Origin of the sequence: Paracoccus lichenicola, assembly GCF_009708075.1 — a bacterium.
Lineage (GTDB): Bacteria > Pseudomonadota > Alphaproteobacteria > Rhodobacterales > Rhodobacteraceae > Paracoccus > Paracoccus lichenicola.
This window is the reverse complement of record NZ_WMBT01000001.1, coordinates 296,333-319,019: the sequence shown is the minus strand read 5'-3', so window position 1 is coordinate 319,019 and position 22,687 is coordinate 296,333. Positions and strand designations below refer to the sequence as shown.

Below are 22,687 nucleotides of genomic sequence, written 5' to 3'. Positions count from 1 at the left end.
GATCGACATAGCAAAAACAGGCGGAATCATGAACCTCAATCTGATGATGAACGACGAGGACGAACTGAAGCCCCGGATCACCGTCTTTGGGGTCGGTGGCGCGGGCGGCAACGCGGTCAACAACATGATCGAGAAGAAGCTCGACGGCGTCGAGTTCGTGGTTGCCAACACCGACGCGCAGGCTCTTGCCGGGTCCCGTGCCACCAGCCGCATCCAGATGGGTCCGAAAGTGACCGAAGGCCTGGGCGCGGGCGCCAAGCCCTCGATCGGCGCCAAGGCCGCCGAGGAAACCATCGAGGACATCGTCGATCACCTGATGGGCGCCCACATGTGCTTCATCACCGCCGGCATGGGCGGCGGCACCGGCACCGGCGCCGCCCCGATCATCGCCCAGGCCGCGCGCGAGATGGGGATCCTGACCGTCGGCGTCGTGACCAAGCCCTTCCAGTTCGAGGGCACCAAGCGGATGCGCCAGGCCGAAGAGGGCGTCGAGGCCCTGCAGAAGGTCGTGGACACGCTGATCATCATCCCGAACCAGAACCTGTTCCGCCTTGCCAACGAAAAGACCACCTTCACCGAAGCCTTCGCCCTGGCCGACGACGTGCTGTACCAGGGCGTCAAGGGCGTGACCGACCTGATGGTGCGTCCGGGCCTGATCAACCTCGACTTCGCCGACGTGCGCGCCGTGATGGACGAGATGGGCAAGGCCATGATGGGCACCGGCGAGGCCTCGGGCGAGAACCGCGCCCAGGAAGCCGCCGAGCGCGCCATCGCCAACCCGCTTCTGGACGAGATCAGCCTGAACGGCGCCAAGGGCGTGCTGATCAACATCACCGGCGGCTACGACATGACCCTGTTCGAGCTGGACGAGGCCGCGAACGTCATCCGCGACAAGGTGGACAGCGACGCCAACATCATCGTGGGTTCCACGCTGGACCCGGACATGGACGGTTCGATCCGCGTGTCGGTCGTGGCCACCGGCATCGACGCCAGCGCCGCCGCGGCCGAAGTCCCGGCCCCCCGCCGCACCATGGCCGAGCCGCTGACCCAGCATCCTTCCGTTTCGCAAAAGGCCGAAGCCGCGCCCCAGCAGCAGGACGACCTGCCGCCCCGGCGCGTCGCCCCGCCCCTGGCCGAAACCCGTCCGGCCGCGCCGGCGCCCGCCGCCCCGGCGCGGGTCGAGGACGACATGCCGGCCCCGGCCTATCAGCGCAGGGAACCCGCGCAGCCGGCGATGCTGAACGTCCGGGAGGATGCGGGCTTCATCGCCCCGCGCGCCCCGCAGGGCGCCGCTTCGCGCGGCCAGGCCTCGCCCGAGACGCTGGAGCGTCTGCGCCGCGCGGTCGAACACAAGGGCGAACGCAACCAGCAGCCCGCCCCGCAACCGGCCGAGCCTGCCCGCCCCCACAGCCGCATGGCCGGTCTTGGCCGCATGTTGGAACGGATGGCGGGACATGACGCCTCGGCGCCGAAGCCTCCGGCGGCCTCGATCTCGGAACGGGTGAACGAACGCGTGGCCGTCCGCGCCCGCCAGCAGGAAACCGATTTCGACGATCTGGCCAGCCCCGATGCGGGCCAGGACAATGTCGAAATTCCCGCCTTCCTGCGCCGCCAGGCGAACTGAGGAGGTCACATCTCTGACCGGGGAAAAGGCCGCGCCACGCGGCCTTTTTCTTTTGCATCCTCAAGGTTTTCAGCCCTTCCAACCCCCTTGCCGCAGCACCGGCCCGGCGATTGTTTCATGCCGTCACAAAACGTTAGTTGAAGGATCGGCACCCTGGCCCTAGGTGCTTCGTTGAACCGGTGGACGATGTCGTTCCGGTCCAGGAAGAAGGCAGGAAGCCATGCAGGCGACGTTGAAGAAGATGGTGACCTTTGGGGGCGTGGGGCTGCATTCCGGCGCCCCGGCGCGGCTGGAGATCCATCCCGCGCCCGCAGGCCATGGCATCGTCTTTCGCCGCAGCGACCTGACGCCCGCCGTGGAGATTCCGGCCCGCTGGGACCATGTGACGCCCTCGAAGCTGTGCACGCTGATGGATGACGGCCAGGGCACGACGCTGTCCACGGTCGAGCATGTGATGGCCGCGCTGGCGGGCACGGGGATCCACAACGCCCTGGTGATCGTCGATGGTCCCGAGGTTCCGATCCTGGACGGGTCCGCCGCGCCCTTCGTGCGGGGCATCCTGCGCGCGGGCATCGCGATGCAAGCGGCGCCCCTGCGCGCCATCCGCGTGCTGCGCCCGGTCGAGGTGCGCGAGGGAGAGGCCTTTGCCCGCCTGGCCCCGGCCGATCACCTGGAGATCGACTTTCAGATCGACTTCACGGATGCGGCCATCGGCCGTCAGGAAAAGCGGCTGGACATGGCCAACGGCGCCTTCCTGCGCGAACTGGCCGACAGCCGCACCTTCTGCCGCCAGGCGGACGTGGACGCGATGCGCCGGAACGGGCTGGCGCTTGGCGGCACCTATCTGAACGCCGTGGTCGTGGACGGCGCGCGGGTCCTGTCGCCCGGCGGTCTGCGCCACCGGGACGAGGCCGTGCGCCACAAGATGCTGGACGCCATGGGCGATCTGGCGCTGGCCGGGGCGCCTCTGCTGGCGCGCTATACCGGGCACCGCGCGGGCCATGCGATGACCAACCGGCTGCTGCGCGCCTTGTTCGCCGATCCGGCGGCCTGGCAGTGGGAGACCTGCTCGCCCGCGCTGGAGGACCGCCTGCCGGGTGCGGGGGTCGCGGCCTATGACCTTGTGGCGACCGATTGGGCCGCCGCCTGAGGCGGCCTTTCGCGGCGCGGGATATGTTCCATAAAACGCACGTTGAATTCAACGGATTGCCATTTTGCGCCCCCTGATGTTCTGTGTTAGAGGGTCCGGGCAGCGCGGCCCGAAGGGGTTTGCTGCAAGGAAGAAGTCTTAGGCAGGGTGAAGATGGCGCGCTCGAAAATCTCGGCTTCCATGATGGCGGCGGTTCTGGCGGGCCTGGTGCTGACCGGCTGCGGGGGCCGTGGATCCTCTGGCGCCGACACGAAGAACCTGGACCGCTTCACCGCCGAGGAAATCTACAAGCGCGGCGAATTCGAGCTGGAAAACAGCCGCAGGCCCGAGGATGCGGTCATCTACTTCTCGGAGGTGGAGCGGCTGTATCCCTATTCCGAATGGGCCAAGCGCGCGCTGATCATGCAGGCCTATTCCAACCACCGCGCCCAGAATTACGAAGAAGCGCGCAGCGCGGCGCAGCGGTTCATCGACACCTATCCGGGCGACGAGGACGCGGCCTATGCGCAATATCTGCTGGCCTTGTCCTATTACGACCAGATCGACGAGGTGGGCCGCGACCAGGGCCTGACCTTCCAGGCGCTGCAATCGCTGCGCACGGTGATCGAGCAATATCCCGACAGCGAATACGCCCGCAGCGCGATCCTGAAGTTCGACCTGGCTTTCGACCACCTGGCCGCCAAGGAAATGGAGATCGGGCGCTATTACCTCAAGAAGGGGCATTACAGCGCCGCGATCAACCGCTTCCGCGTCGTGGTCGAGGAATTCCAGACCACCGGCCAGACGCCCGAGGCGCTGCTGCGCCTGGTCGAGGCTTATCTGGCGCTTGGCCTGACGGACGAGGCGCAGACGGCGGGGGCGATCCTGGGCCACAACTTCCGGTCCTCGCCCTTCTATCAGGATGCCTACAGCCAGTTGCGCGGACGCGGACTTGCGCCCGAGGCGCGCGGCGACAACTGGCTGATGAACGTGTATCGCCAGATGATCCAGGGCCGGTGGCTGTGACGGTGGGGTGAAACCCCACCCTACGGGGGTTTATCCATGCTGCGATCGCTGGACATTCGGAACATGCTGCTGATCGACCGGCTGTCGCTGGCCTTCGGTCCGGGACTGAACGTGCTGACCGGGGAAACCGGGGCGGGCAAGTCGATCCTGCTGGACTGCCTGGGCTTCGTGCTGGGCTGGCGCGGTCGGGCCGACCTGGTCCGCCAGGGCGCGGCCCAGGGCGAGGTGACGGCGGTCTTCGACCTGCCCCCTGGCCATCCGGCCCGCGCCGTGCTGGCCGATGCGGGGATCGAGCTTGAGGACGACGAATTGATCCTGCGCCGCGTGAACGGGGGCGACGGGCGCAAGACCGGCTTTGTCAACGACCGCCGTGTCTCGGGCGAGGTGCTGCGGCAGTTGTCGGACACGCTGGTCGAACTGCACGGCCAGCATGACGACCGCGGGTTGCTGAACCCGCGCGGCCACCGTGCCCTGCTGGATGCCTTCGGTGGCACCGACCTGACGGCGGTGCGCGCCGCATGGACGGCCCGCCGCACCGCCCGCCGTGACCTGGACGAGGCCGAAGCCCGCCTGACCGCCGCGCGCGCCGAGGAGGATTTCCTGCGCCACGCCGTCAAGGAACTGGACGACCTGATGCCCGAAGCGGGCGAGGAAGCCACGCTGGACACCCGCCGCCGCGCCATGCAGGGCGCCATCCGCATCCGCGAGGACGTGGCCCGCGCGCTGAAGATGCTGGGCGGCGACGGGGCCGAGGGCGCGATGCTGGACGCGACCCGTTGGCTGGAAGGCGCCTCTGACCGCGCCGAGGGGCGGCTGGACGAACCCCTGGCCGCGCTGTCCCGCGCGCTGGTGGAACTGGGCGAGGCGCATCGGGGGGTCGAGGACGCGCTGTCGGCGCTCGATGTGGATCCGTCCCAGCTGGAGGCGACCGAGGAACGGCTGTTCGCCCTGCGCGCGCTTGCCCGCAAGCACAACGTGCTGGCCGACGACCTGGCGGGGCTGGCGGACGAGTTGCGTGACCGGTTGGGCCGGATCGACGCGGGCGAGGCGCAGATCGCCGCCCTGCGCCGGCAGGTCGAGGACGCCGAGGCCCGCTATGACGCCGAGGCCGAGGAAGTGACGCGGGCGCGGACGGATGCCGCCATTGCCCTGGACCGCGCCGTCACCGCCGAACTGGCGCCGTTGAAGATGGAACGCGCGGTGTTCCGGACGCTTGTCACGTCCGGCGAACCCGGCCCTGACGGGCGCGACGACGTGGCCTTCACCGTCGCCACCAACCCCGGCGCGCCTTCGGGGCCCCTGGACAAGATCGCATCCGGCGGGGAACTCTCGCGGTTCCTGCTGGCGCTGAAGGTCTGCCTGGCGCGGGGCAACGACGCCCTGGTGCTGATCTTCGACGAGATCGACCGGGGCGTGGGCGGGGCCACTGCCGATGCCGTGGGGCGGCGGCTCAAGCGCCTGTCCGAGGATGCGCAGGTTCTGGTCGTCACCCATTCGCCGCAGGTCGCGGCGCTTGGGACCAATCATTTCCGGGTGTCGAAGTCGGTCCATGACGACATGACCACCTCGACCGTGGCGGCGCTGTCCGCGCCCGAGCGGGTCGAGGAGATCGCCCGGATGCTGTCGGGCGACCGGATCACCGACGCCGCCACGGGGGCGGCGCGGGCGCTGTTGCAGGGCTGACCCCTTATGCGCTGATGAAGTCGCGCACGAAGGGGGTCGCGGGCTTGGCACGGATGTCCTGCGGCTTGCCGATCTGTTCGATCCGGCCCATCGACATGACCACCACCAGATCGGCCAGTTCCATCGCCTCGTCCTGGTCATGCGTGACGAACACCGTGGTCAGCCCGGTTTCGTCATGGATGTCGCGCAGGCCCTGGCGCAGTTCCTTGCGCACCTTCGCGTCCAGCGCGCCGAAGGGTTCGTCCAGCAGCAGCATCCGGGGTTCGATGGCAAGGGCGCGGGCCAGGGCCACGCGCTGACGCTGGCCGCCGGACAGTTGCGTCGGATAGCGGGTGGCGATTTCCGGCAGCTGGATCAGATCCAGAAGCTTGGTCACGCGCCGGGCGATCTCGGCCTTGGGGGGGCGCTGGCCGCGCGGGCGGGCGCGCAGGCCATAGGCGATGTTGTCGAACACCGTCATGTGCCGGAACAGCGCATAGCTTTGGAACACGAAGCCCGCGCGGCGTTCCTGCACCGTCAGGCCGGTCGCGTCCTGGCCGTTGAACAGGACGCGCCCCGAGGTCGGGAATTCCAACCCGCCCAGGATGCGCAGCAGCGTGGTCTTGCCCGAACCGGACGGCCCCAGCAGGGCCACGAGCGCGCCCGAGGGGATGTTCAGCGACACCGGCAACAGCGCGGTGGTGCCGCCGAAGGTCTTGGCGATTTCGTCGATGTCGATATGCATGATCGGTCCCTTCAGTGGCGGCGGATGGCGGCAAGCTGGTCGGCGTGACGCAGCTCCAGCAGGGTCTTGAGGCACAGGGTGACAAGCGCGAGCGCCGTCAGCAGCGCGGCCATGCTGAAGGCCGCGACAGACAGGTATTCGTTGTACAGCATCTCGATGGTGATCGGCATGGTGGCGGTCTGGCCGCGGATCTTGCCCGACACGACCGCGACCGCGCCGAATTCGCCCATTGCGCGGGCGGTGCACAGCAGCGTGCCGTACAGCAGCGCCCAGCGGATGTTGGGCAGGGTCACGGTCCAGAAGGTCCGCCAGCCGGAGGCGCCAAGGGTCAGGGCCGCTTCCTCCTCGGCCCGGCCCTGTTCGATCATCACGGGGATCAGCTCTCGCGCGACAAAGGGGAAGGTCACGAAGATCGTCGCCAGCACGATGCCGGGGATGGCGAAGACGATGGGCCAGCCATGCGCGATCAGCCAGCCGCCGAGGGCGGAGTTGGCCCCGAACAGCAGCACGATGCAAAGGCCCGCAACGACCGGGCTGACCGAAAACGGCAGGTCGATCAAGGTGATCAGGAAGGCCTTGCCGCGGAAATCGAACTTGGTGATGAACCAGGCCGCCGCGATGCCGAAGGCGGCGTTCGCGGGCACGGCGATGGCGGTGATCAGCAGCGTCAGATGGATCGCCGACCGGGCATCGCGGTTGCCCAAGCTTTCGACGGCGGCCAGCCAGCCGTCCTTCAGCGCCTCGGCAAAGACGACGGCCAGGGGGGCGAAGACCAGCACGGCCAGGCCCGCGACGGCGATGCCGATCAGGGCCGCGCGCAGCAGGGGGGCTTCCTCGGTCGCGGTGCGGAACGTGGGCAGGGTGGTGTCAGACATGGCCCATCTTCCTTCGGCTGACGATCTGGATCAGGTTGATCGCCAGCAGCATGGCGAAGGAAATCACCAGCATGGCGATGCCGATGGCGGCGGCGGCGTCATAGTTGAACTCCTCGAGCTGGATCACGATCAGCAGGGGCGCGATTTCCGTGCGCAGGGGGATGTTGCCCGCGATGAAGATGACCGACCCGTATTCGCCGACCGCCCGGGCCAGGGCCAGGGCGAACCCGGTCAGCGCGGCGGGCGTCAGCATGGGCAGGATCACGTGGCGCAGGGTGTAGAGGCGGGACGCGCCCAGGGTGGCGGAAGCTTCCTCGACCTCGCGGTCGATTTCCTCGATCACCGGCTGGACGGTGCGGGTGACGAAGGGCAGGCCCACGAAGACCAGGGCGATGAAGATGCCCGCCTGGGTATAGGCGATCTTGACGCCCAGTTGCACGGCCAGGCTGCCGAAGGTCCCGTTCGGCGCATACAGCGCGGTCAGCGCAATGCCCGCCACGGCGGTCGGCAGGGCGAAGGGCAGGTCCACGGCGGCGTCCAGCAACCGCTTGCCGGGAAAGCGATAGCGGACCAGCACCCAAGCCAGCAGCACGCCGAAGACCAGGTTGAACAAGGCCGCCAGCAGCGCCAGCTTGAAGGACAGGATCAGCGAGGCCATGACGCGCTCGCGCCCCACCACCTCGAGGACATTCGACAGGCCGAAACTGGCGCCCTTCATCAGAAGGGCGCCGATGGGCAGCAGCACGACGATGGACAGCATCGCCAGCGTGATGCCCGCCGACAGGCCGAGGCCGGGCATCGCCGTCTTGTGGACCAGGGGACGCGCGGTCATGGTCACTTGGCCACGTAGATCTGGTCGAAGATGCCGCCGTCACCAAAATGTTCGGGCTGCACCTTCTTCCAGCCGCCGAAATCCTGAATGCTGACCAGATCCAGCTTGGGAAAGCGGGCCACGTCCGCAGGATCGGCGGCGCTGGTATCCCAGGCACGGTAGTAGTGCTTGAAGGCCAGCGCCTGGCCTTCGGGGGAGTAAAGGAAGTCCAGATAAGCCGTCGCCAGTTCGCGCTGCGCGTCATTGGCGATGTTACCCTCGACAATCGCGACCGGGGGTTCGGCCAGGACGCTGACCGAGGGCACGACGATGTCGAACTGATCCTCGCCGATTTCCTCGAGCGCTAGATAGGCCTCGTTTTCCCAGGCCAGCAGCACGTCGCCGATGCCGCGTTGCGCGAAGGTGGTGGTGGCGCCCCGCGCGCCGGTGTCCAGCACCGGGACGTGGGTATAAAGCTGGCCCACGAAGTCCTGCGGGTTCTGGCCGTTCTTTTCCGCCCAGGCCCAGGCCGCGAGATAGTTCCACCGCGCCCCGCCCGAGGTCTTGGGGTTCGGCGTGATCACCTCGACCCCCTCTTTCACCAGATCGCCCCAGTCGGCGATGCCCTTGGGGTTCCCTTCGCGCACCAGGAACACGATGGTCGAGGTATAGGGGCTGGAGTTGTGCGGCAGCTTGCCCTGCCAGTCGGCGGGCAGCTTGCCGGCTTCGGCGATCTTGTCGATGTCGGATGCCAGGGCCAGCGTCACCACCTGCGCGGCCAGCCCGTCGATCACCGCGCGGGCCTGCGCGCCCGATCCGCCGTGGCTGGTCTCGATGGTGGGGGCCTCGTGTCCGTCGGCGGCCCATTTCTCGGCAAAGGCCGCATTCACGTCGCGATAGAGTTCCCGCGTGGGGTCATAGCTGACGTTCAGCAGCGTTTCGGCGCTGGCCGGGGCGGCGACTGCCAGGCCCAACAGCAGGGCGCCGATGCGGCTGGAATTCGATCCGAACATTTAACGTCTCCTGAAGCGATTCGTCATTGGTGGGTGCGGGTGGCCAGCGGTTCGATCCGAGCCTCCCACAGGGCGGGGTCGCGCCCTTCCAGCAGGGAGGCTGCGGCAGCCTGCGGTTCCCGGCTCAGCGCCAGAAGGGGGGCGCCGTTGACGCGGTGGACCTGGCCCGTGCGCCGGTCGATCAGGCGCACCGAATAGAGCGGGGGCGTCTTAGCGTCGATGGTCTGACTGATGATCGTCATCTGCGTCGCTCCTCTGGCTGGCCGTTTTCTATGCCACAAATAACGACAGGGAAAGTCGTGTTTAGCAAGAGGAGAGATCTGCTGAAAATGCGGGTGAGGAGAGAAGATTATTCTCTCTACGTCATGAAAAAGGCCCGCCGTCCGGGCGGGCCTTTCAAGCGGCGCGGCGGTCGTGTCAGGCGGGGATCACCTTGTCCAGGACCGCCCGCAACCGGGCGACGGTGCCGTCCACGTCCTTCAGCTTGTCCAGGCCGAACAGGCCCAGGCGGAAGGTGGAAAACCGGTCCCCCTCGTTCACCGCCAGCGGAACCCCCGCCGCGATCTGCATCCCTTGGGCCGCGAACTTCCTGCCGTTCTTCACGTCAGGATCGTCGGTATAGCTGACCACCACCCCCGGCGCGGCAAAGCCGGGCGCCGCCACCGACCGCACCCCGCGCTGCGCCAGCATGTCGCGCACCGCATGGCCCAACCGCCATTGCGCGTCGCGCGCGGCGTCGAATCCCATCGCCCGCGTTTCCTCCATCGCGTCGCGCAGGCCCAGCAGGGCGTCGGTCGGCATGGTGGCGTGATAAGCGTGGCCGCCATCCTCGTAGGCTTGCATGATCGCGCGCCATTTCTTCAGATCCAGGGCAAAGCTGTTGCTGTCGGTCGCCGCCAGCCGTTCCGCCCCGCGTTCCGACAGCATCACCAGACCGGCGGCAGGGGACGCCGACCACCCCTTCTGCGGGGCCGAGATCAGCACGTCCACGCCCGTCGCCGCCATGTCCATCCAGACCGCACCCGAGGCGATGCAGTCCAGCACCATCAGCGCGCCCACGTCATGCGCGGCATCCGACAGCGCGCGGATATAGTCGTCGGGCAGGATCAGCCCGGCCGAGGTTTCCACATGCGGCGCAAAGACCGCGTCGGGCCGCGCCTCGTGGATCTTCGCCACCACCTCGTCGATGGGCGGGGGCGCATAGGCGGGCTGCGGTTCGTTCCCGGCGGGGCGGGCCATCGCCACGGTGGTCTCGCGCGCGAAGCCGCCGGTGTCGAAGATCTGGCTCCAGCGATAGCTGAACCAGCCGTTGCGCACGATCAGGGCGTGGCCCGTGCCGAACTGGCGGGCGACCGATTCCATCGCATAGGTGCCGCCGCCCGGCACGATGGCAACCTGCGCCGCGCCATAAACCTCGCGCAGCGTGGCGGACAGGTCGCGCATGACCCCCTGAAACCGCTGCGACATGTGGTTCAGCGAGCGGTCGGTGAACACGACCGAGAATTCGTCCAGGCCATCGGGGTCGATGTCGGGGTGAAGATGGGGCATCGCGCTCTCCTGTCCAAGCCGGGTGCAGCCTAGCGCCCGGCGGCGGGGGGCGCCAGACAGCCAAAGGCCGCAGGGTCAGCCGGGAACAAGCGCGCTCAGCCCGATCAGGATCATCGCCCCCGCCGTCACGTAACGCAAAAGCCGGGCCGTCCCCGGCGTGCGGCCGCGCATGGCGGTTGAAAACAGGATTGCCAGGGCCGAATACCAGATCAGGCTTTGCAGGATAATCAAGCCGAATATCCGGGCATAAAGATGATCCGGCGCGGTTGCAGGCATGGCTGCCAGAAACGTCCCCAGCCAGAAGGCAATGGCGAAAGGATTTGCCAGGGCCGTCAAAAGCCCGACCAGGAACGGCTGTCCCCCGGCCAGTGCCGGACGGGGGGACAGGGGCAGGACCAGCATCCGCAGGCCGATCCCGATCAGATACAACGCCGCCACGGCCCGAAGGCCCAGGAAAAGCTGATGGTTCCAGGCGACCACCGCGCCTGCGCCAAGCATCGCGATCCCGGCCCACAACCCCGTTGCCGCGACCACGCCCGCCGCCGCCGACAACCCGTCCCGCCGGGATCCGGTGCTGGCCACGCAGCATATCGCGAAGGTATTGGGACCGGGCGTCATGGCCATGGCAAGATGCAGGCCGGATATGATGAATATATTCGTTGAAACATCCATTTCGGAAATCCTTGCAATAAGGAAAATATAAAATGAATCGTTCAATATTAATATTATTATTTTCATAAATCCATTCGCCCCCTGTTTCGGATCGGCGAACAGGCCCCCTTGCGGCCCCCCCGTCCGGGCGACTACCCTTGTTGCCGACAGCAACACCGCAGGGTCTTCATGCGCATCGGCATCCTTCAATGCGGCCAGGCGCCCGCCGAACTGAAGCAGGACATGGGCGATTACCCCGACATGTTCGTCCGGCTTCTGGACGGGCGCGGCTTCGATTTCCGCACCTATCACGTCGAGGCGATGGAGTTTCCCGCGTCCGTCCATGACGCCGACGGCTGGCTGCTGACCGGATCGCGCCATGGCGCGTACGAGGATCACGAATTCATCCCGCCCCTGGAACGCTTCATCCGTGACGCTTATGCCGCAGCGGTCCCGATGGTCGGCATCTGCTTCGGCCACCAGATCATCGCGCAGGCGCTTGGCGGCACGGTGGTCAAGCACCCGGACGGCTGGTCGGTCGGCACGCAGGATTACGACTTCGGCGGGGAAACGGTGCGGCTGAACGCCTGGCACCAGGACCAGGTGGTGGTCCTGCCCCCGGACGCGCAGGTGGCAGGGCGCAACGAATTTTGCGAAAACGCCGCGCTGATCTATGGCGACCGGGCCTTTACCGTGCAGGCGCATCCCGAATTTTCCGACGGCTTCATCCAGGGCCTGATGGACACCCGCGCCCCCGGCGTCGTGCCGCAACCGCTGCTGGACCGCGCGGCGGACCGCATGGGCGAACCGAAGGGGGCGTCCCTTGTCGCCGACCGGATCGCGGCCTTCTTCAAGCAGCCCCGTGCCATCGCCAAAGGTGCCGCATGAGCGACTGGATCGAACGCCTGCCCCAGGCCGCCCGCGACTTCGTGGCCGGCCGCCGGCTGGACGAGGTCGAATGCATCCTGGCCGACATCGCGGGCGTCGCGCGCGGCAAGGCCATGCCCGCGTCGAAATTCGCGCGGCAGGACAAGTTCTATCTGCCGAACTCGATCTTCCTGCAGACGATCACGGGGGAATGGGCGGACAATCCGGCGGGGGCCTTCACGGAACCCGACATGATCCTGACGCCCGATTTCAGCACCGCGACCGCCGCGCCCTGGACCGCCGACTGGACGCTGCAAGTGATCCACGACGCCTATGACCAGCAAGGGAACCCGGTTCCCATTGCGCCGCGCAACGTGCTGAAACGCATCGTGGGTCTTTACGCAGAACGCGGCTGGAAACCCGTCGTGGCGCCCGAAATGGAATTCTTCCTGGTCGCCCGCAACATCGACCCCAACCAGCCGATCATCCCGCCCATGGGCCGGTCGGGCAGGCGGGCCGCCGCCAAGCAGGCTTATTCCATGTCGGCGGTGGACGAATACGGCAAGGTCATTGACGACATCTATGATTTCGCCGAGGCGCAGGGGTTCGAGATCGACGGCATCCTGCAGGAAGGCGGCGCGGGGCAGGTGGAAATCAACCTCAACCACGGCGATCCGGTGGCGCTGGCCGACGAGATCTTCTACTTCAAGCGCCTGATCCGCGAAGCCGCGCTGCGCCACGACTGTTTCGCCACCTTCATGGCCAAACCGATCGAGGGCGAGCCGGGCAGCGCCATGCACCTGCACCATTCGATCATCGACATGGCGACGGGCCGCAACATCTTTTCGGACGAAAAGGGGGCCGAGACGCCTGCCTTCCTGCATTTCATCGCCGGGATGCAGAAGCACCTGCCCGCCGCCGTGGCGCTGCTGGCACCCTACGTGAACAGCTATCGCCGATACGTCCCGGACTTCGCCGCGCCCATCAACCTGGAATGGGGCCGCGACAACCGCACCACCGGATTGCGCGTGCCGATTTCCAGTCCCGAGGCGCGGCGGGTGGAAAACCGGCTGGCGGGCATGGACTGCAACCCTTACCTGGGGATCGCGGCCAGCCTTGCCTGCGGATACCTGGGCCTGATCGAGGGCGAGAACCCCCGCGCCGAATGCCTGGGCGATGCCTACATGTCGGAAGACGAGCTGCCCTATAACCTGGGCGACGCGCTGGACATCATGTCCGAAAGCGCCCCCATGCGCGGCGTGCTGGGCGAGGATTTCACCGCCGTCTATGAATCCGTGAAGCGCAACGAATACAAGGAGTTCCTGCAGGTCATCAGCCCCTGGGAACGCGAACACCTGCTGCTGAACGTATGAAGCTGCTCTATGCCAACGACCGGCGCGGGGAATATCCGCCCAGCGTCTATGCCGAAACCTGCGCGGCCCTGGACCGTTTTCCGCCGCTGAAGGGGGAAACGCGCGCGGATGTCGCGGTGATCGGCGGGGGCTACACGGGCCTGTCCGCCGCGCTGCATCTGGCGCGGGCGGGGCGGGACGTGGTGCTGGTCGATGCGCATCGGGTGGGCTTTGGCGCGTCGGGGCGCAACGGCGGGCAGATCGGGTCCGGCCAGCGGCAAGAGGTGGACTGGCTGGAACGCCAGTTCGGCCGCGACACGGCCCGCCGGCTGTGGGATCTGGCCGAGGAGGCCAAGGCGCTTGTCCGGTCGCTGGCGGCGGAAAGCGGCGTGCCGATCCGCGACGGCGTGGCCCATGCCTGCCGCACAGGGTCCGAGGTCGCCCATGCCGCCCGGATGGCCGAACATCTGGCCGCGCGTTACGATTACGACAAGGTGCAGCCCCTGGACCGCGACGGCTTGGCCGCGCATCTGGGAAGCAAGGCCTATGCGGGCGGCGACGTGGATTGGGGCGCGGGCCATGTGCATCCGCTGAACCTGGCCTTGGGCATGGCGCGGCTGGCCCTGGCGGCGGGGGTGCGTATCCACGAAGGCACCCATGTCCACCGGATCGAACACGGCACGGCGACCACCAAGACCCGCGTCCTGTGCGACACCGGCCGGATCCTTTGCGATCACGTGATCCTGGCCGGAAACGGCTATCAGGGGCGGCTGGACGCGCGGGTCGCGGCGCGGGTCATGCCGATCAACAACTATGTCGTCGCGACCGAGCCGCTGGGCGACTGCTTCCCCGAGATCCTGCCGCGCCGCATTGCCGCCGCCGACACCAAGTTCGTCGTGAATTACTGGCGGCTGGACGACGACCGCCGCCTGATCTTCGGCGGGGGGGAAACCGCGACCTATCGTTTCCCCAAGGACATCGCCGCCCTGGTGCGCCCGCATCTGCTGTCGGTCTATCCGCAACTGGCGGACGTGGCGATCACCCATGCCTGGGGCGGCACGCTGGCGATCACCATGAACCGGATGCCGCATTTCGCCCGGCCCGCGCCGAACTGCCTGTCGGCGGGCGGTTACAGCGGCCACGGGGTCGCGATGGCGACACTGGCGGGCAGGCTGATGGCCGATGCGGTGGGGGGCCAAGAGGACGGGTTCGACGCCATGGCCGCGATCCCGGCGCGGCCCTTTCCGGGTGGGTCGATGCTGCGCAGTCCGCTGCTGGTGGCGGGGATGGCCTGGTATGGCTTGCGCGACCGGCTGGGGTTCTAGCGCCCGCCGGCCACGCGCCTGCGTTGCAGGGCGGAATCGCGGTCGGTCACGCCAAGCAATCCCGACACCAGGCGGATCGCCGTTTCCTCGTTCGCGGCGCGATGGTTGTCGGCAAGCGAGATTTCCCACATCGCGCCGATGATGGCCATGCGGTCGTCCAGCGACACGCGGTCCTTGATCAGGCGCGTGAAGCGGACGGTGTCGGGCGCCTCGGCCTCGATCATCTCGGCCACGGAACGACGTTCGGCGGCATCGGCAAGGCCCAGGCCGTGCAACCGGGCCAGCACCTGGTCGATCCGCCGCTTTTCGACCGCGTTGTAATGGTCGTCCGCGCGGGCCACGCGGACCAGCAGCGCGGCCACCGCAACCTCGGCATCGTCCGCGGCCAGGGGCCTCGGCTCGGTGTCTTCCGTGAACAGGCGGTTCAGGAGATTGCGGAACATGCCTTCACCTTACGATGTCATGAACAACATTCAAGGATTAAGGGTGCGGCTATTCTTTTGTTATACCTCACGTTGACCGACCGGCAAAGTCCCGCCGTCCGTCAGTATCTCTGCGGCACATACAGGTCGCGCGACAGCACGTCGCGTTCGTAATCGGGGTTGAAGACCCGGTCGGGCAACGTCACCTCCTCATGTTCGACATCGCCATAGGGGATCATGCTCAGCAGGTGGCTCATGCAGTTCAGGCGGGCGCGCTTCTTGTCGTTGGCGGGCACGATATGCCAGGGCGCCTCGGGGATGTTGGTGTGTTCCAGCATGTCCTCCTTGGCCTTGGTATAGGCTTCCCAGCGGACGCGCGATTCCAGGTCCATGGGCGACAGCTTCCACTGCTTCAGCGGATCGTGGATGCGCATCAGGAAGCGCATCTGCTGTTCCTCGTCGGTGATGGAGAACCAGTATTTCACCAGCCGGATCCCCGACCGGACTAGCATCCGTTCGAATTCGGGAACGTCCAGGAAGAACTGGTCCACCTCTGCCTCGGTGGCGAAACCCATCACGCGTTCCACGCCCGCGCGGTTGTACCAGCTGCGGTCGAACAGCACGATCTCGCCGCCGGCGGGCAGGTGGGGGACGTAACGCTGGAAATACCATTGGGTCTTTTCGCGGTCGGACGGGGCGGGCAGGGCGACGGTGCGCACCACGCGGGGGTTCAGGCGCTGCGTGATGCGCTTGATGGCGCCGCCCTTGCCCGCGCTGTCGCGGCCCTCGAAGATCACCACGACCTTTTCCCTGGTGTGGGCGACCCAGTCCTGCAGCTTGATCAGTTCGGTCTGGAGCCGCAGCAATTCGCGGAAATACAGCCTGCGGTCCATCTGTTCGGGCCGCTTGTCGCGATAGATGCGGCGGATCTCCTCGGACAGGACGGCGTCTTCCAGCTCGATCTCGTAGTCTTCGTCCAGGGTTTCCTGAAGCTCGGCTTCCAGCCAGTCCTTGGGTTCTTGGTTCATGGTCCACTCCGGCTCATCAAGGTTCGTCTAGGGGCCGAACGTAACGAATTTGCGGCGGTCCCGTGTTCCTGCACGAGTTTGTCAGCGGCCAAAGCGCGCGGCGCAGGCGGGGGTGACGGCCAGCACGAAATCGGCGCGCCCGCCGTCGACCGTGCCGCACCATTGGCCGGTGACGGTGAACAGGCTGCGCGTGCCGCCTGCCGGGCGATAGGCGATGCGGCGGCCGGTCACGTCGAACAGGTTCAGCACGCCGCCGGGATTGGTCGCGTAATAGCCCAGCACGCCCCCGTCGGCGGTGATGATCAGGCGCTGTGCGTTGTCGGGATTGCCGGGCCGGTTCTGCCAGGTCGTGCCGGCATTGGCGGTGTTGCCGGACGAATTCCAGGCGGCGTGCGGGGAATTGGCGGGGCTGGCCGGGTTGTTCGACGGATGGCCCGGCCCCAGGTCGAAGGGCAGGCGGGTCTGGTCCAGGACGATCAGCGGCGCATCGGCATGGACCGCCGTGGCGGCCAGGAACAGGGCGATGGCCGGGGGCAGGCCGCGCATCTCAGTCCAGCGCGGGCGGATCGGGGCGGATCCGCATGGCTTCGGGCAGGTCCGCCGATCCTTCGGCCCGGTCCCGGTGCAGGGACGCGCGCGCCAGCATCATCAGCGTGACGGGCGTGGTCACGATGATGCAAAGGCCGATGACGAATTCGTGGATCACGGCCCGCCCCTCGATCGCGCTGAACATCAGGGCGGATGCGATGATGATCCCGCCCGTCCCCCAGCTGGTCGCCAGGGTGGGCGCGTGAAGCCGGTCATAGAAGCTGGACAGCCGCGCGAATCCAAGCGCGCCGATCAGCGTCAGGGTCGAACCCAGGACGACCAGGATGGCGACCGGGATGGCCACGGCCAGGGGCACGGCCTGAAGCGGGTTCATTCGATCACCTCGCCGCGGAACAGGAACTTGGCCAGCGCGACCGAGGTGACGAAGCCCATGATCGCGACCACGGTCGCCGCCTCGAAGAAGAAGGCCGTGCCAAGCTGCATTCCGGTGACCAGGAACAGAAGCATGATCGAGACATACAGCGCATCCAGCGCCAGCACCCGGTCCTGCGCGCGCGGGCCGCGCAGGATCCGCGTGCCGACCAGGCAGCCCGCCAGCGCAAGGGCCACCTGGGCGTAACCCAGGGCGATGGTCAGGATCGTCGCGCTCATTCAAAGATCTCCATCAGCATCGGTTCATAGATCTTGCCGATCACGTCGCGGTAATGATCGGCCTGGGCGGCATCGAAGACATGCAGCGTCAGCGTGCCCGTTTCCACGACATATTCAAGCCAGGCCGTGCCGGGCGTGGCCGTCAGGATGATCGCCAGCAGCGCCAGGGCGTTCTCGTCGGTGATCTTCAAGGGGATCTGGACAAAGGCCGACCGGCGCGTGCCGCGTCCTTCGGTCAGCAGCAGGCGCGCGACATTGATGTTGGACTGGACGATGTCCCGGAACAGCGTGGCGGCCAGGCGCGGGATGACGCGCCAGCGCCTGACGCGGGGCTTGGCCGGATGCAGCGCCGAATAGGCCCGGCCCGCGACCAGCGACAGCGCGGTGCCCAGGATCAGGTAGCCCAGCGAGAAACGCGTCAGCATCAGCCACAGCATCACCATCGAAAGCGACAGCACGGGATGGGGGATCAGCCTGGTCACGGTTGGGCGCCCTCCTCGGGGCGGTCGGCCACGCGGGGGGTCGCGAAGACGCCATAGGCATAGGCCACCGTGTCATGCAGCGCGGCGGCGGTGCCGGATGTATAGCGCAGCATCGCCTCGGCCTTGAAGCTGGTGAAGGCAAGGACGACCAGCAGCCCGACCACCGGGGCGATTTCCAGCGCCAGCACGCGGGGCAGGGCCGAATCGCCGGCCCAGAAGGTCTGGATGCCGATCCGCGCCATGCCGACCAGGGTCGCGAACCCCGACACGACCAGCAGGGCGATGAAGGCCCAGGCCAAGCCCGCGGGCAGGGCGGTCTGCGCGATCAGCGCCTGCACCATCGCCAGCTTGCCGATGAAGCCCGGCAGCGGCGGCAAGCCCGCCAGCATCAGCACGCAAAGCGCAAAGCAGATGCCCAGCACGGTCATTGCCGGAAGGGCCAGGCCCGCGTCCGGCACCTCGTCCAGGTCGGAATCGTCCAGGCCGTAGGCGTCGGCGGTCAGCGCCAGCATCGCGGCGATGCCGCCGTCCTCGCGGTCCATCGGCTCGATCAGCAGGAACAGCGCGCCGGTTGCCAGGACCGATCCGATCAGATAGTAAAGCGCGCCCGACAGCATCGCCGGACCTCCGCCCGCCAGGGCAAAGCCGGTGATGCCCAGCACGGTGCCCGAGGAAATCAGCACCGAATGCGCGGCCATCCGCCCCAGGCCTTGCGAGGCGAGGATCCCCAACAGCCCGAACAGAACCGTGGCCATCCCCAGAACGATCAGGATATTGGCCCCGAACCCCGCCGAGGGCCCGCCCGTTTCGCCGAACAGCAGCATCGACAAGCGCAGGATCGCATAGACGCCGACCTTGGTCATGATCGCGAACATCGCCCCCACCGGCGCGGCAGCGGCCATGTAGGCCGTGGGCAACCAGAAGGACAGCGGCCAACTGCCCGCCTTGACCAGGAAGGCCACCGCCAGCACCGCCACGCCCGCGTGCAGCAGGGGCCGATCCTCGACCGAGACCGAGGAAATCAGGTTCGCCAGATGCGCCATGTTCAGCGTGCCGGTGACGCCATAGATCAGGCTGACCCCGATCAGGAACAACAGCGAGGCGGCCAGGTTCATCGCGATGTAATGCATCCCCGCCCGCACCCGCAACTGCCCCGAGCCGTGCAGCAGCAGGCCATAGGACGCCGCCAGCAGGATCTCGAAGAAGACGAACAGGTTGAAGATGTCGCCGGTCAGGAAGGCGCCGTTCAGCCCCATCAGCAGGAACTGGAACAGGGAATAGTAATGCGGACCCTGCCTGCTCCAGCCCGCCTGGGCATAGACGAGCGACGGAATCGCCAGCAGCGCGGTCAGCACCAGCATCATCGCGGCCAGCCGGTCCAGCACCAGCACGATCCCGTAGGGCGCGGCCCAGTCCCCCAGCAGATAGAAGCTGATGCCCTCGGCGTCGCTGATGTCGCCGCCGGTCTTGGCGCGCACCACCAGTTCGACCGCGATCAGCAGTTGCGCGGCGGCCGACACGATGGACAGCCAGAACTTTGCCTCGCGCCGCTGCCGGTCGTCGTAAAGCAGCATCAGGGCGCCCGTGACGAAGGGGATCAGGATCGGCGCGATGATCAGGTGTTCGTTCATTGCTGGCTGCGCTCCTTCCCGTCCACGTGGTCGGTGCCGGTCATCCCGCGCGAGGCGATCATGACCACCAGGAACAGCGCCGTGGTGGCGAAGCTGATGACGATGGCGGTCAGGACCAGCGCCTGCGGCACGGGATCGGCGTAAAGCGTGGGGTCGATGAAGCCGCCCTTGGGCATGATCGGCGGCGCGCCCGGCGTCAGGCGGCCTGTCGAGAAGATGAACAGGTTGACCGCATAGGACAGCAGGCACAGCCCGATCACGACCTGGAAGCTGCGCGGGCGCAGCACCAGCCAGATGCCGGATGCCGACAGGATGCCGATGGCGGCGGACAGGATGATCTCCATCAGGCGGCCTCCTTCCGGGGGGCTTCGTCGATCTCGCGCCTGCGGCTGGCGCGCAGCGACTGGTGGGCGATGGCGACCAGCATCAGCACCACGGCGCCCATGACGGTGGCAAAGACGCCGATGTCGAACAGCATCGCGGTGGCCGCCGGAACCTCGCCGATCAGGGGAATGTGGACATAGCGCGCGTGCGCCGTCAGGAAGGGATAGCCGAAGAGCCACGCCCCCATGCCGGTCGCCGCCGCCGCCAGCAGGCCGATGCCCATCCAGCGGATCGGCAGGACCGTGATGCGCGATTCGACCCAGCGGACATTGGTGCCGATATACTGGATCAGGAAGGCGATGGCCAAGGTGACGCCTGCCGCGAAGCCCCCGCCCGGCAGGTCATGGCCGCGAAAGAAGAAATAGCCCGCGACCATGATCAGGACCGGGAACATCCAGACCATGATGACCGAGGGCACGTAAAGATAGTCGTCCAGCGACGGGCTGCCGTCCACGGTCTGCTGGGCAGGTGCCGCGATGCTTTCGGGCGCGGGGCGAAAGCGGCGCAGCAGCGCATAGACGGTCAGCGCGACGATCGCCAGAACCGCGATTTCGCCGAAGGTGTCGAAGGCGCGGAAATCGACCAGGATGACGTTCACGACATTGGTGCCGCCGCCCTCGTAATAGGCATTGCCCAGGAACCAGTCGCCCACGTTGTCGATCAGCGGCCGCGTCATCAGGGCAAAGGCGATGGAGGCCAGGCCCAGGCCCCCCGCGACCGCGATCACCAGGTCGCGCCCGCGCCGGATCTTGGCGGGCAGCAGCTTGTCCTCGGCGATCTCGGACCGGCGCTTGGGCAGCCAGCGCAGGCCCAGAAGCAGCAGCACGGTGGTCGCCACCTCGACCAGCAGCTGGGTCAGCGCCAGGTCGGGCGAGGAAAACCAGGCGAAGGTCAGGCAGGTCACGACCCCCGCGCCGCCCAGCAGGACCAGGGCTGCAAAGCGGTGATACTTGGCCTGCCAGGCCGCGCCGACGGCGCAGGCCGCGCCCACCAGCCACAACAGCGCGAAAGCCGGGTTCGGCGCGTGCAGCCGCAGGTCGGACGCGAAGAACAGCACCCCCCACAGCGACCCGCAGGCCACCGCGATGGCCGCCAGGACCAGCAGGCGAAGCTGGGGCTGCAACGCCTCGGTCGAAAGCCAGCGCAGCGCAAGGCGCGGCAGCCGCCAGGTCAGGCGGAACAGGATCCAGTCGTAAACCCGCTGGCCCCGGATGCGGTGCAGCAGGAAGGGGCCTTCGGGACCATGCGGGATGGATTTCGCGCTGAAGGCATAGATCAGCGTGCCGACCCCCAGGGCGATCAGGCTGAGGATCAGGGGCGCGTTGACGCCGTGCCAGACCGCGATGTGGTAATAGGGCATGTCGGCCCCCGCGACCGACCGGGCGGCGGTGTTGATGAACGGTCCCAGCGTCAGGGCGGGGAAGATACCCACCAGCAGGCAGATCAGGACCAGCAGCTCGACCGGGCGGCGCATCCAGGCGGGGGGTTCGTGGGGCGCTTTCGGCAGGCCGGTCGCGGGCGGTCCGAAGAACACGGTGGCGATGAAGCGCAGCGAATAGGCGACCGACAGGCTGCTGCCGACGATGGCGAAGTAGGGCAGGGCGTCGTCCAGCCAGGTGCCGTTGTGCCAGTCCACGGCCTCGGCCAGGAACATCTCCTTGGACAGGAACCCGTTCAGCAGCGGCACCCCCGCCATGGCCGAGGCCGCGACGATCGCCAGCAACGCGGTGAAGGGCATCGGCCGAAACAGCCCGGACAGGCGGCGCATGTCGCGGGTGCCGGTCTCGTGGTCGATGATGCCGGCAGCCATGAACAGGGACGCCTTGAAGACCGCGTGGTTGCAGATGTGAAAGATCGCGGCCAGGATCGCCACCGGCCCGCCGATCCCGGCCAGCGCCGTGATCAGGCCCAGGTGGCTGATGGTGGAATAGGCCAGCAGGCCCTTCAGGTCGTGACGATACAGCGCAACCGCCGCGCCCAGGACCAGCGTGATGCAGCCCGCGCCGGTCACGATGAAGAACCAGGCCTCGGTCCCGCCCAGGACGGGAGAGAAGCGGACCAGCAGGAACACGCCCGCCTTCACCATGGTCGCGGAATGCAGGAAGGCGGATACCGGCGTGGGCGCGGCCATGGCGCCGGGCAGCCAGAAATGGAACGGGAACTGCGCCGACTTGGTAAAGGCGCCCAGCAGGAACAGCACCAGCATCGGGCCGTACAGCGGATGCGCGCGCACCCGGTCGCCCGCCCGCAGGATCATCCCCAAGTCGTAACTGCCCGCCGCATGGCCCAGCATCAGCATCGCCACCAGCAGGCACAGCCCGCCGAAGGCGGTGACGATCAGCGCCGTTCGCGCCCCGTCCCGCGCCGCCGCCCCCTGGTGCCAGAAGCCGATCAGCAGGAACGACATGAACGAGGTCAGTTCCCAGAACACCACCATGACCAGCACGTTGCCCGAGATCAGGATGCCCTGCATGGCCCCTGTGAAGGCCATCAGCAGCGCATAGAAACGCGGCAGGCTGTCGCTTTCGGCCATGTAGTAGCGCGCATAGATCACCACCAGCACGCCGATGGACAGGACCAGCGTCGTGAACAGCCAGGAAAAGCCGTCCAGCCGCAGCGCCATGTTCATGCCGAGCGATGGCACCCATTCCAGGCTGGCGCGCAGGACATTGCCCGCCTGGATGCCGGGCAGGAAACCCGCCAGGACCACCAGCCCCCCCGCCAGCGACAAGGCCGACAGCCAGGTCGAGGCCCCGCGCGCCCTTGGCGGCAGGGTCAGCAGGATCAGCGAGGTCGCGAAGGGAAGGCAGGCCAGCAACAGGAACAGATTGTGTTCGGCCATGCTTGCCCTGCCCTTGCCCTGTCAAACGTGTCGCGAACCCCGCGCATGTCGGTGGGGATCCTGTTCCGGG

General features: G+C 67.4%; 23 protein-coding genes. 7 read left to right on the top strand and 16 right to left on the bottom strand.

Annotation, left to right across the window (positions count from 1 at the left end; translation table 11 throughout):
• The first annotated feature begins 28 nt into the window (after positions 1–28).
• From ftsZ to recN, 4 genes are all read left to right on the top strand, one after another.
• On the top strand, positions 29–1,624 hold the full coding sequence (gene ftsZ / locus GIY56_RS01580) for a cell division protein FtsZ (RefSeq protein WP_154763056.1): 1,596 nt from the start codon (positions 29–31) through the stop codon (positions 1,622–1,624).
• Between the two features lie 220 nt (positions 1,625–1,844).
• A complete protein-coding gene (gene lpxC / locus GIY56_RS01575) occupies positions 1,845–2,774 on the top strand; it encodes a UDP-3-O-acyl-N-acetylglucosamine deacetylase (protein ID WP_154763055.1) in 930 nt (309 codons plus the stop codon).
• A gap of 153 nt (positions 2,775–2,927) precedes the next feature.
• Positions 2,928–3,779, top strand: a complete 852-nt coding sequence (locus tag GIY56_RS01570; protein ID WP_230312217.1) for an outer membrane protein assembly factor BamD — start codon at positions 2,928–2,930, stop codon at positions 3,777–3,779.
• A gap of 36 nt (positions 3,780–3,815) precedes the next feature.
• The gene (gene recN, locus GIY56_RS01565) at positions 3,816–5,462 is read left to right on the top strand and encodes a DNA repair protein RecN (RefSeq protein WP_154763054.1); all 1,647 of its coding nucleotides are present in this window, start codon (positions 3,816–3,818) and stop codon (positions 5,460–5,462) included.
• A 4-nt stretch (positions 5,463–5,466) separates the two neighbouring features.
• On the opposite strand, the gene GIY56_RS01560 is transcribed toward recN, so the two are convergent.
• The 7 genes from GIY56_RS01560 to GIY56_RS01530 form a co-directional block, all read right to left on the bottom strand.
• Entirely contained in the window at positions 5,467–6,186 is a 720-nt protein-coding gene (locus GIY56_RS01560) for a sulfate/molybdate ABC transporter ATP-binding protein (protein ID WP_154763053.1), read from the bottom strand.
• 11 nt (positions 6,187–6,197) lie between these two features.
• Entirely contained in the window at positions 6,198–7,061 is an 864-nt protein-coding gene (gene cysW, locus GIY56_RS01555; protein WP_154763052.1) for a sulfate ABC transporter permease subunit CysW, read from the bottom strand.
• Entirely contained in the window at positions 7,054–7,893 is an 840-nt protein-coding gene (cysT, locus tag GIY56_RS01550) for a sulfate ABC transporter permease subunit CysT (RefSeq protein WP_154763051.1), read from the bottom strand. Before cysT ends, cysW begins: the two co-directional genes overlap by 8 nt.
• Before the next feature lie 2 nt (positions 7,894–7,895).
• A complete protein-coding gene (locus GIY56_RS01545; protein WP_154763050.1) occupies positions 7,896–8,885 on the bottom strand; it encodes a sulfate ABC transporter substrate-binding protein in 990 nt (329 codons plus the stop codon).
• Between the two features lie 23 nt (positions 8,886–8,908).
• The gene (locus GIY56_RS01540) at positions 8,909–9,127 is read right to left on the bottom strand and encodes a hypothetical protein (RefSeq protein ID WP_154763049.1); all 219 of its coding nucleotides are present in this window, start codon (positions 9,125–9,127) and stop codon (positions 8,909–8,911) included.
• A 175-nt stretch (positions 9,128–9,302) separates the two neighbouring features.
• On the bottom strand, positions 9,303–10,433 hold the full coding sequence (locus GIY56_RS01535; protein WP_154763048.1) for an aminotransferase class V-fold PLP-dependent enzyme: 1,131 nt from the start codon (positions 10,431–10,433) through the stop codon (positions 9,303–9,305).
• 75 nt (positions 10,434–10,508) lie between these two features.
• Positions 10,509–11,057, bottom strand: coding sequence for a LysE family translocator (locus tag GIY56_RS01530; protein ID WP_196053513.1), 549 nt, complete (start codon positions 11,055–11,057; stop codon positions 10,509–10,511).
• Between the two features lie 216 nt (positions 11,058–11,273).
• Between GIY56_RS01530 and GIY56_RS01525 the strand changes: the two genes are divergently transcribed.
• From GIY56_RS01525 to GIY56_RS01515, 3 genes are read left to right on the top strand one after another with little or no spacing between them, the layout of a single operon-like run.
• On the top strand, positions 11,274–11,972 hold the full coding sequence (locus GIY56_RS01525; protein WP_154763046.1) for a type 1 glutamine amidotransferase: 699 nt from the start codon (positions 11,274–11,276) through the stop codon (positions 11,970–11,972).
• Complete coding sequence (locus tag GIY56_RS01520; RefSeq protein ID WP_154763045.1) at positions 11,969–13,324, top strand: glutamine synthetase family protein; 1,356 nt, start codon at positions 11,969–11,971, stop codon at positions 13,322–13,324. The genes GIY56_RS01525 and GIY56_RS01520 overlap by 4 nt, the downstream gene beginning before the upstream one ends.
• Positions 13,321–14,628 (top strand): NAD(P)/FAD-dependent oxidoreductase, encoded by a 1,308-nt coding sequence (locus tag GIY56_RS01515; RefSeq protein WP_154763044.1) that lies wholly within the window; start codon positions 13,321–13,323, stop codon positions 14,626–14,628. Before GIY56_RS01520 ends, GIY56_RS01515 begins: the two co-directional genes overlap by 4 nt.
• Here GIY56_RS01515 and GIY56_RS01510 read toward each other — a convergent pair.
• From GIY56_RS01510 to GIY56_RS01470, 9 genes are all read right to left on the bottom strand, one after another.
• Positions 14,625–15,071 carry a tellurite resistance TerB family protein gene (locus tag GIY56_RS01510; protein WP_154763043.1) on the bottom strand — a complete coding sequence of 149 codons (447 nt, stop codon included), beginning with the start codon at positions 15,069–15,071 and terminating at the stop codon, positions 14,625–14,627. The genes GIY56_RS01515 and GIY56_RS01510 overlap by 4 nt on opposite strands.
• 101 nt (positions 15,072–15,172) lie before the next feature.
• Positions 15,173–16,078, bottom strand: a complete 906-nt coding sequence (ppk2, locus tag GIY56_RS01505) for a polyphosphate kinase 2 (RefSeq protein WP_154763042.1) — start codon at positions 16,076–16,078, stop codon at positions 15,173–15,175.
• 81 nt (positions 16,079–16,159) lie between these two features.
• Entirely contained in the window at positions 16,160–16,624 is a 465-nt protein-coding gene (locus GIY56_RS01500) for a hypothetical protein (RefSeq protein WP_154763041.1), read from the bottom strand.
• A gap of 1 nt (position 16,625) precedes the next feature.
• Positions 16,626–17,000, bottom strand: a complete 375-nt coding sequence (mnhG, locus tag GIY56_RS01495; protein WP_154763040.1) for a monovalent cation/H(+) antiporter subunit G — start codon at positions 16,998–17,000, stop codon at positions 16,626–16,628.
• Positions 16,997–17,278 (bottom strand): K+/H+ antiporter subunit F, encoded by a 282-nt coding sequence (locus GIY56_RS01490; protein WP_154763039.1) that lies wholly within the window; start codon positions 17,276–17,278, stop codon positions 16,997–16,999. Before GIY56_RS01490 ends, mnhG begins: the two co-directional genes overlap by 4 nt.
• Positions 17,275–17,760, bottom strand: a complete 486-nt coding sequence (locus GIY56_RS01485) for a Na+/H+ antiporter subunit E (RefSeq protein ID WP_328288406.1) — start codon at positions 17,758–17,760, stop codon at positions 17,275–17,277. The genes GIY56_RS01490 and GIY56_RS01485 overlap by 4 nt, the downstream gene beginning before the upstream one ends.
• Complete coding sequence (locus tag GIY56_RS01480; RefSeq protein WP_154763038.1) at positions 17,757–19,391, bottom strand: monovalent cation/H+ antiporter subunit D; 1,635 nt, start codon at positions 19,389–19,391, stop codon at positions 17,757–17,759. Before GIY56_RS01480 ends, GIY56_RS01485 begins: the two co-directional genes overlap by 4 nt.
• On the bottom strand, positions 19,388–19,735 hold the full coding sequence (locus tag GIY56_RS01475) for a Na+/H+ antiporter subunit C (protein ID WP_154763037.1): 348 nt from the start codon (positions 19,733–19,735) through the stop codon (positions 19,388–19,390). The genes GIY56_RS01480 and GIY56_RS01475 overlap by 4 nt, the downstream gene beginning before the upstream one ends.
• Positions 19,735–22,617 (bottom strand): monovalent cation/H+ antiporter subunit A, encoded by a 2,883-nt coding sequence (locus tag GIY56_RS01470; protein WP_154763036.1) that lies wholly within the window; start codon positions 22,615–22,617, stop codon positions 19,735–19,737. The genes GIY56_RS01475 and GIY56_RS01470 overlap by 1 nt, the downstream gene beginning before the upstream one ends.
• Positions 22,618–22,687 lie beyond the last annotated feature (70 nt).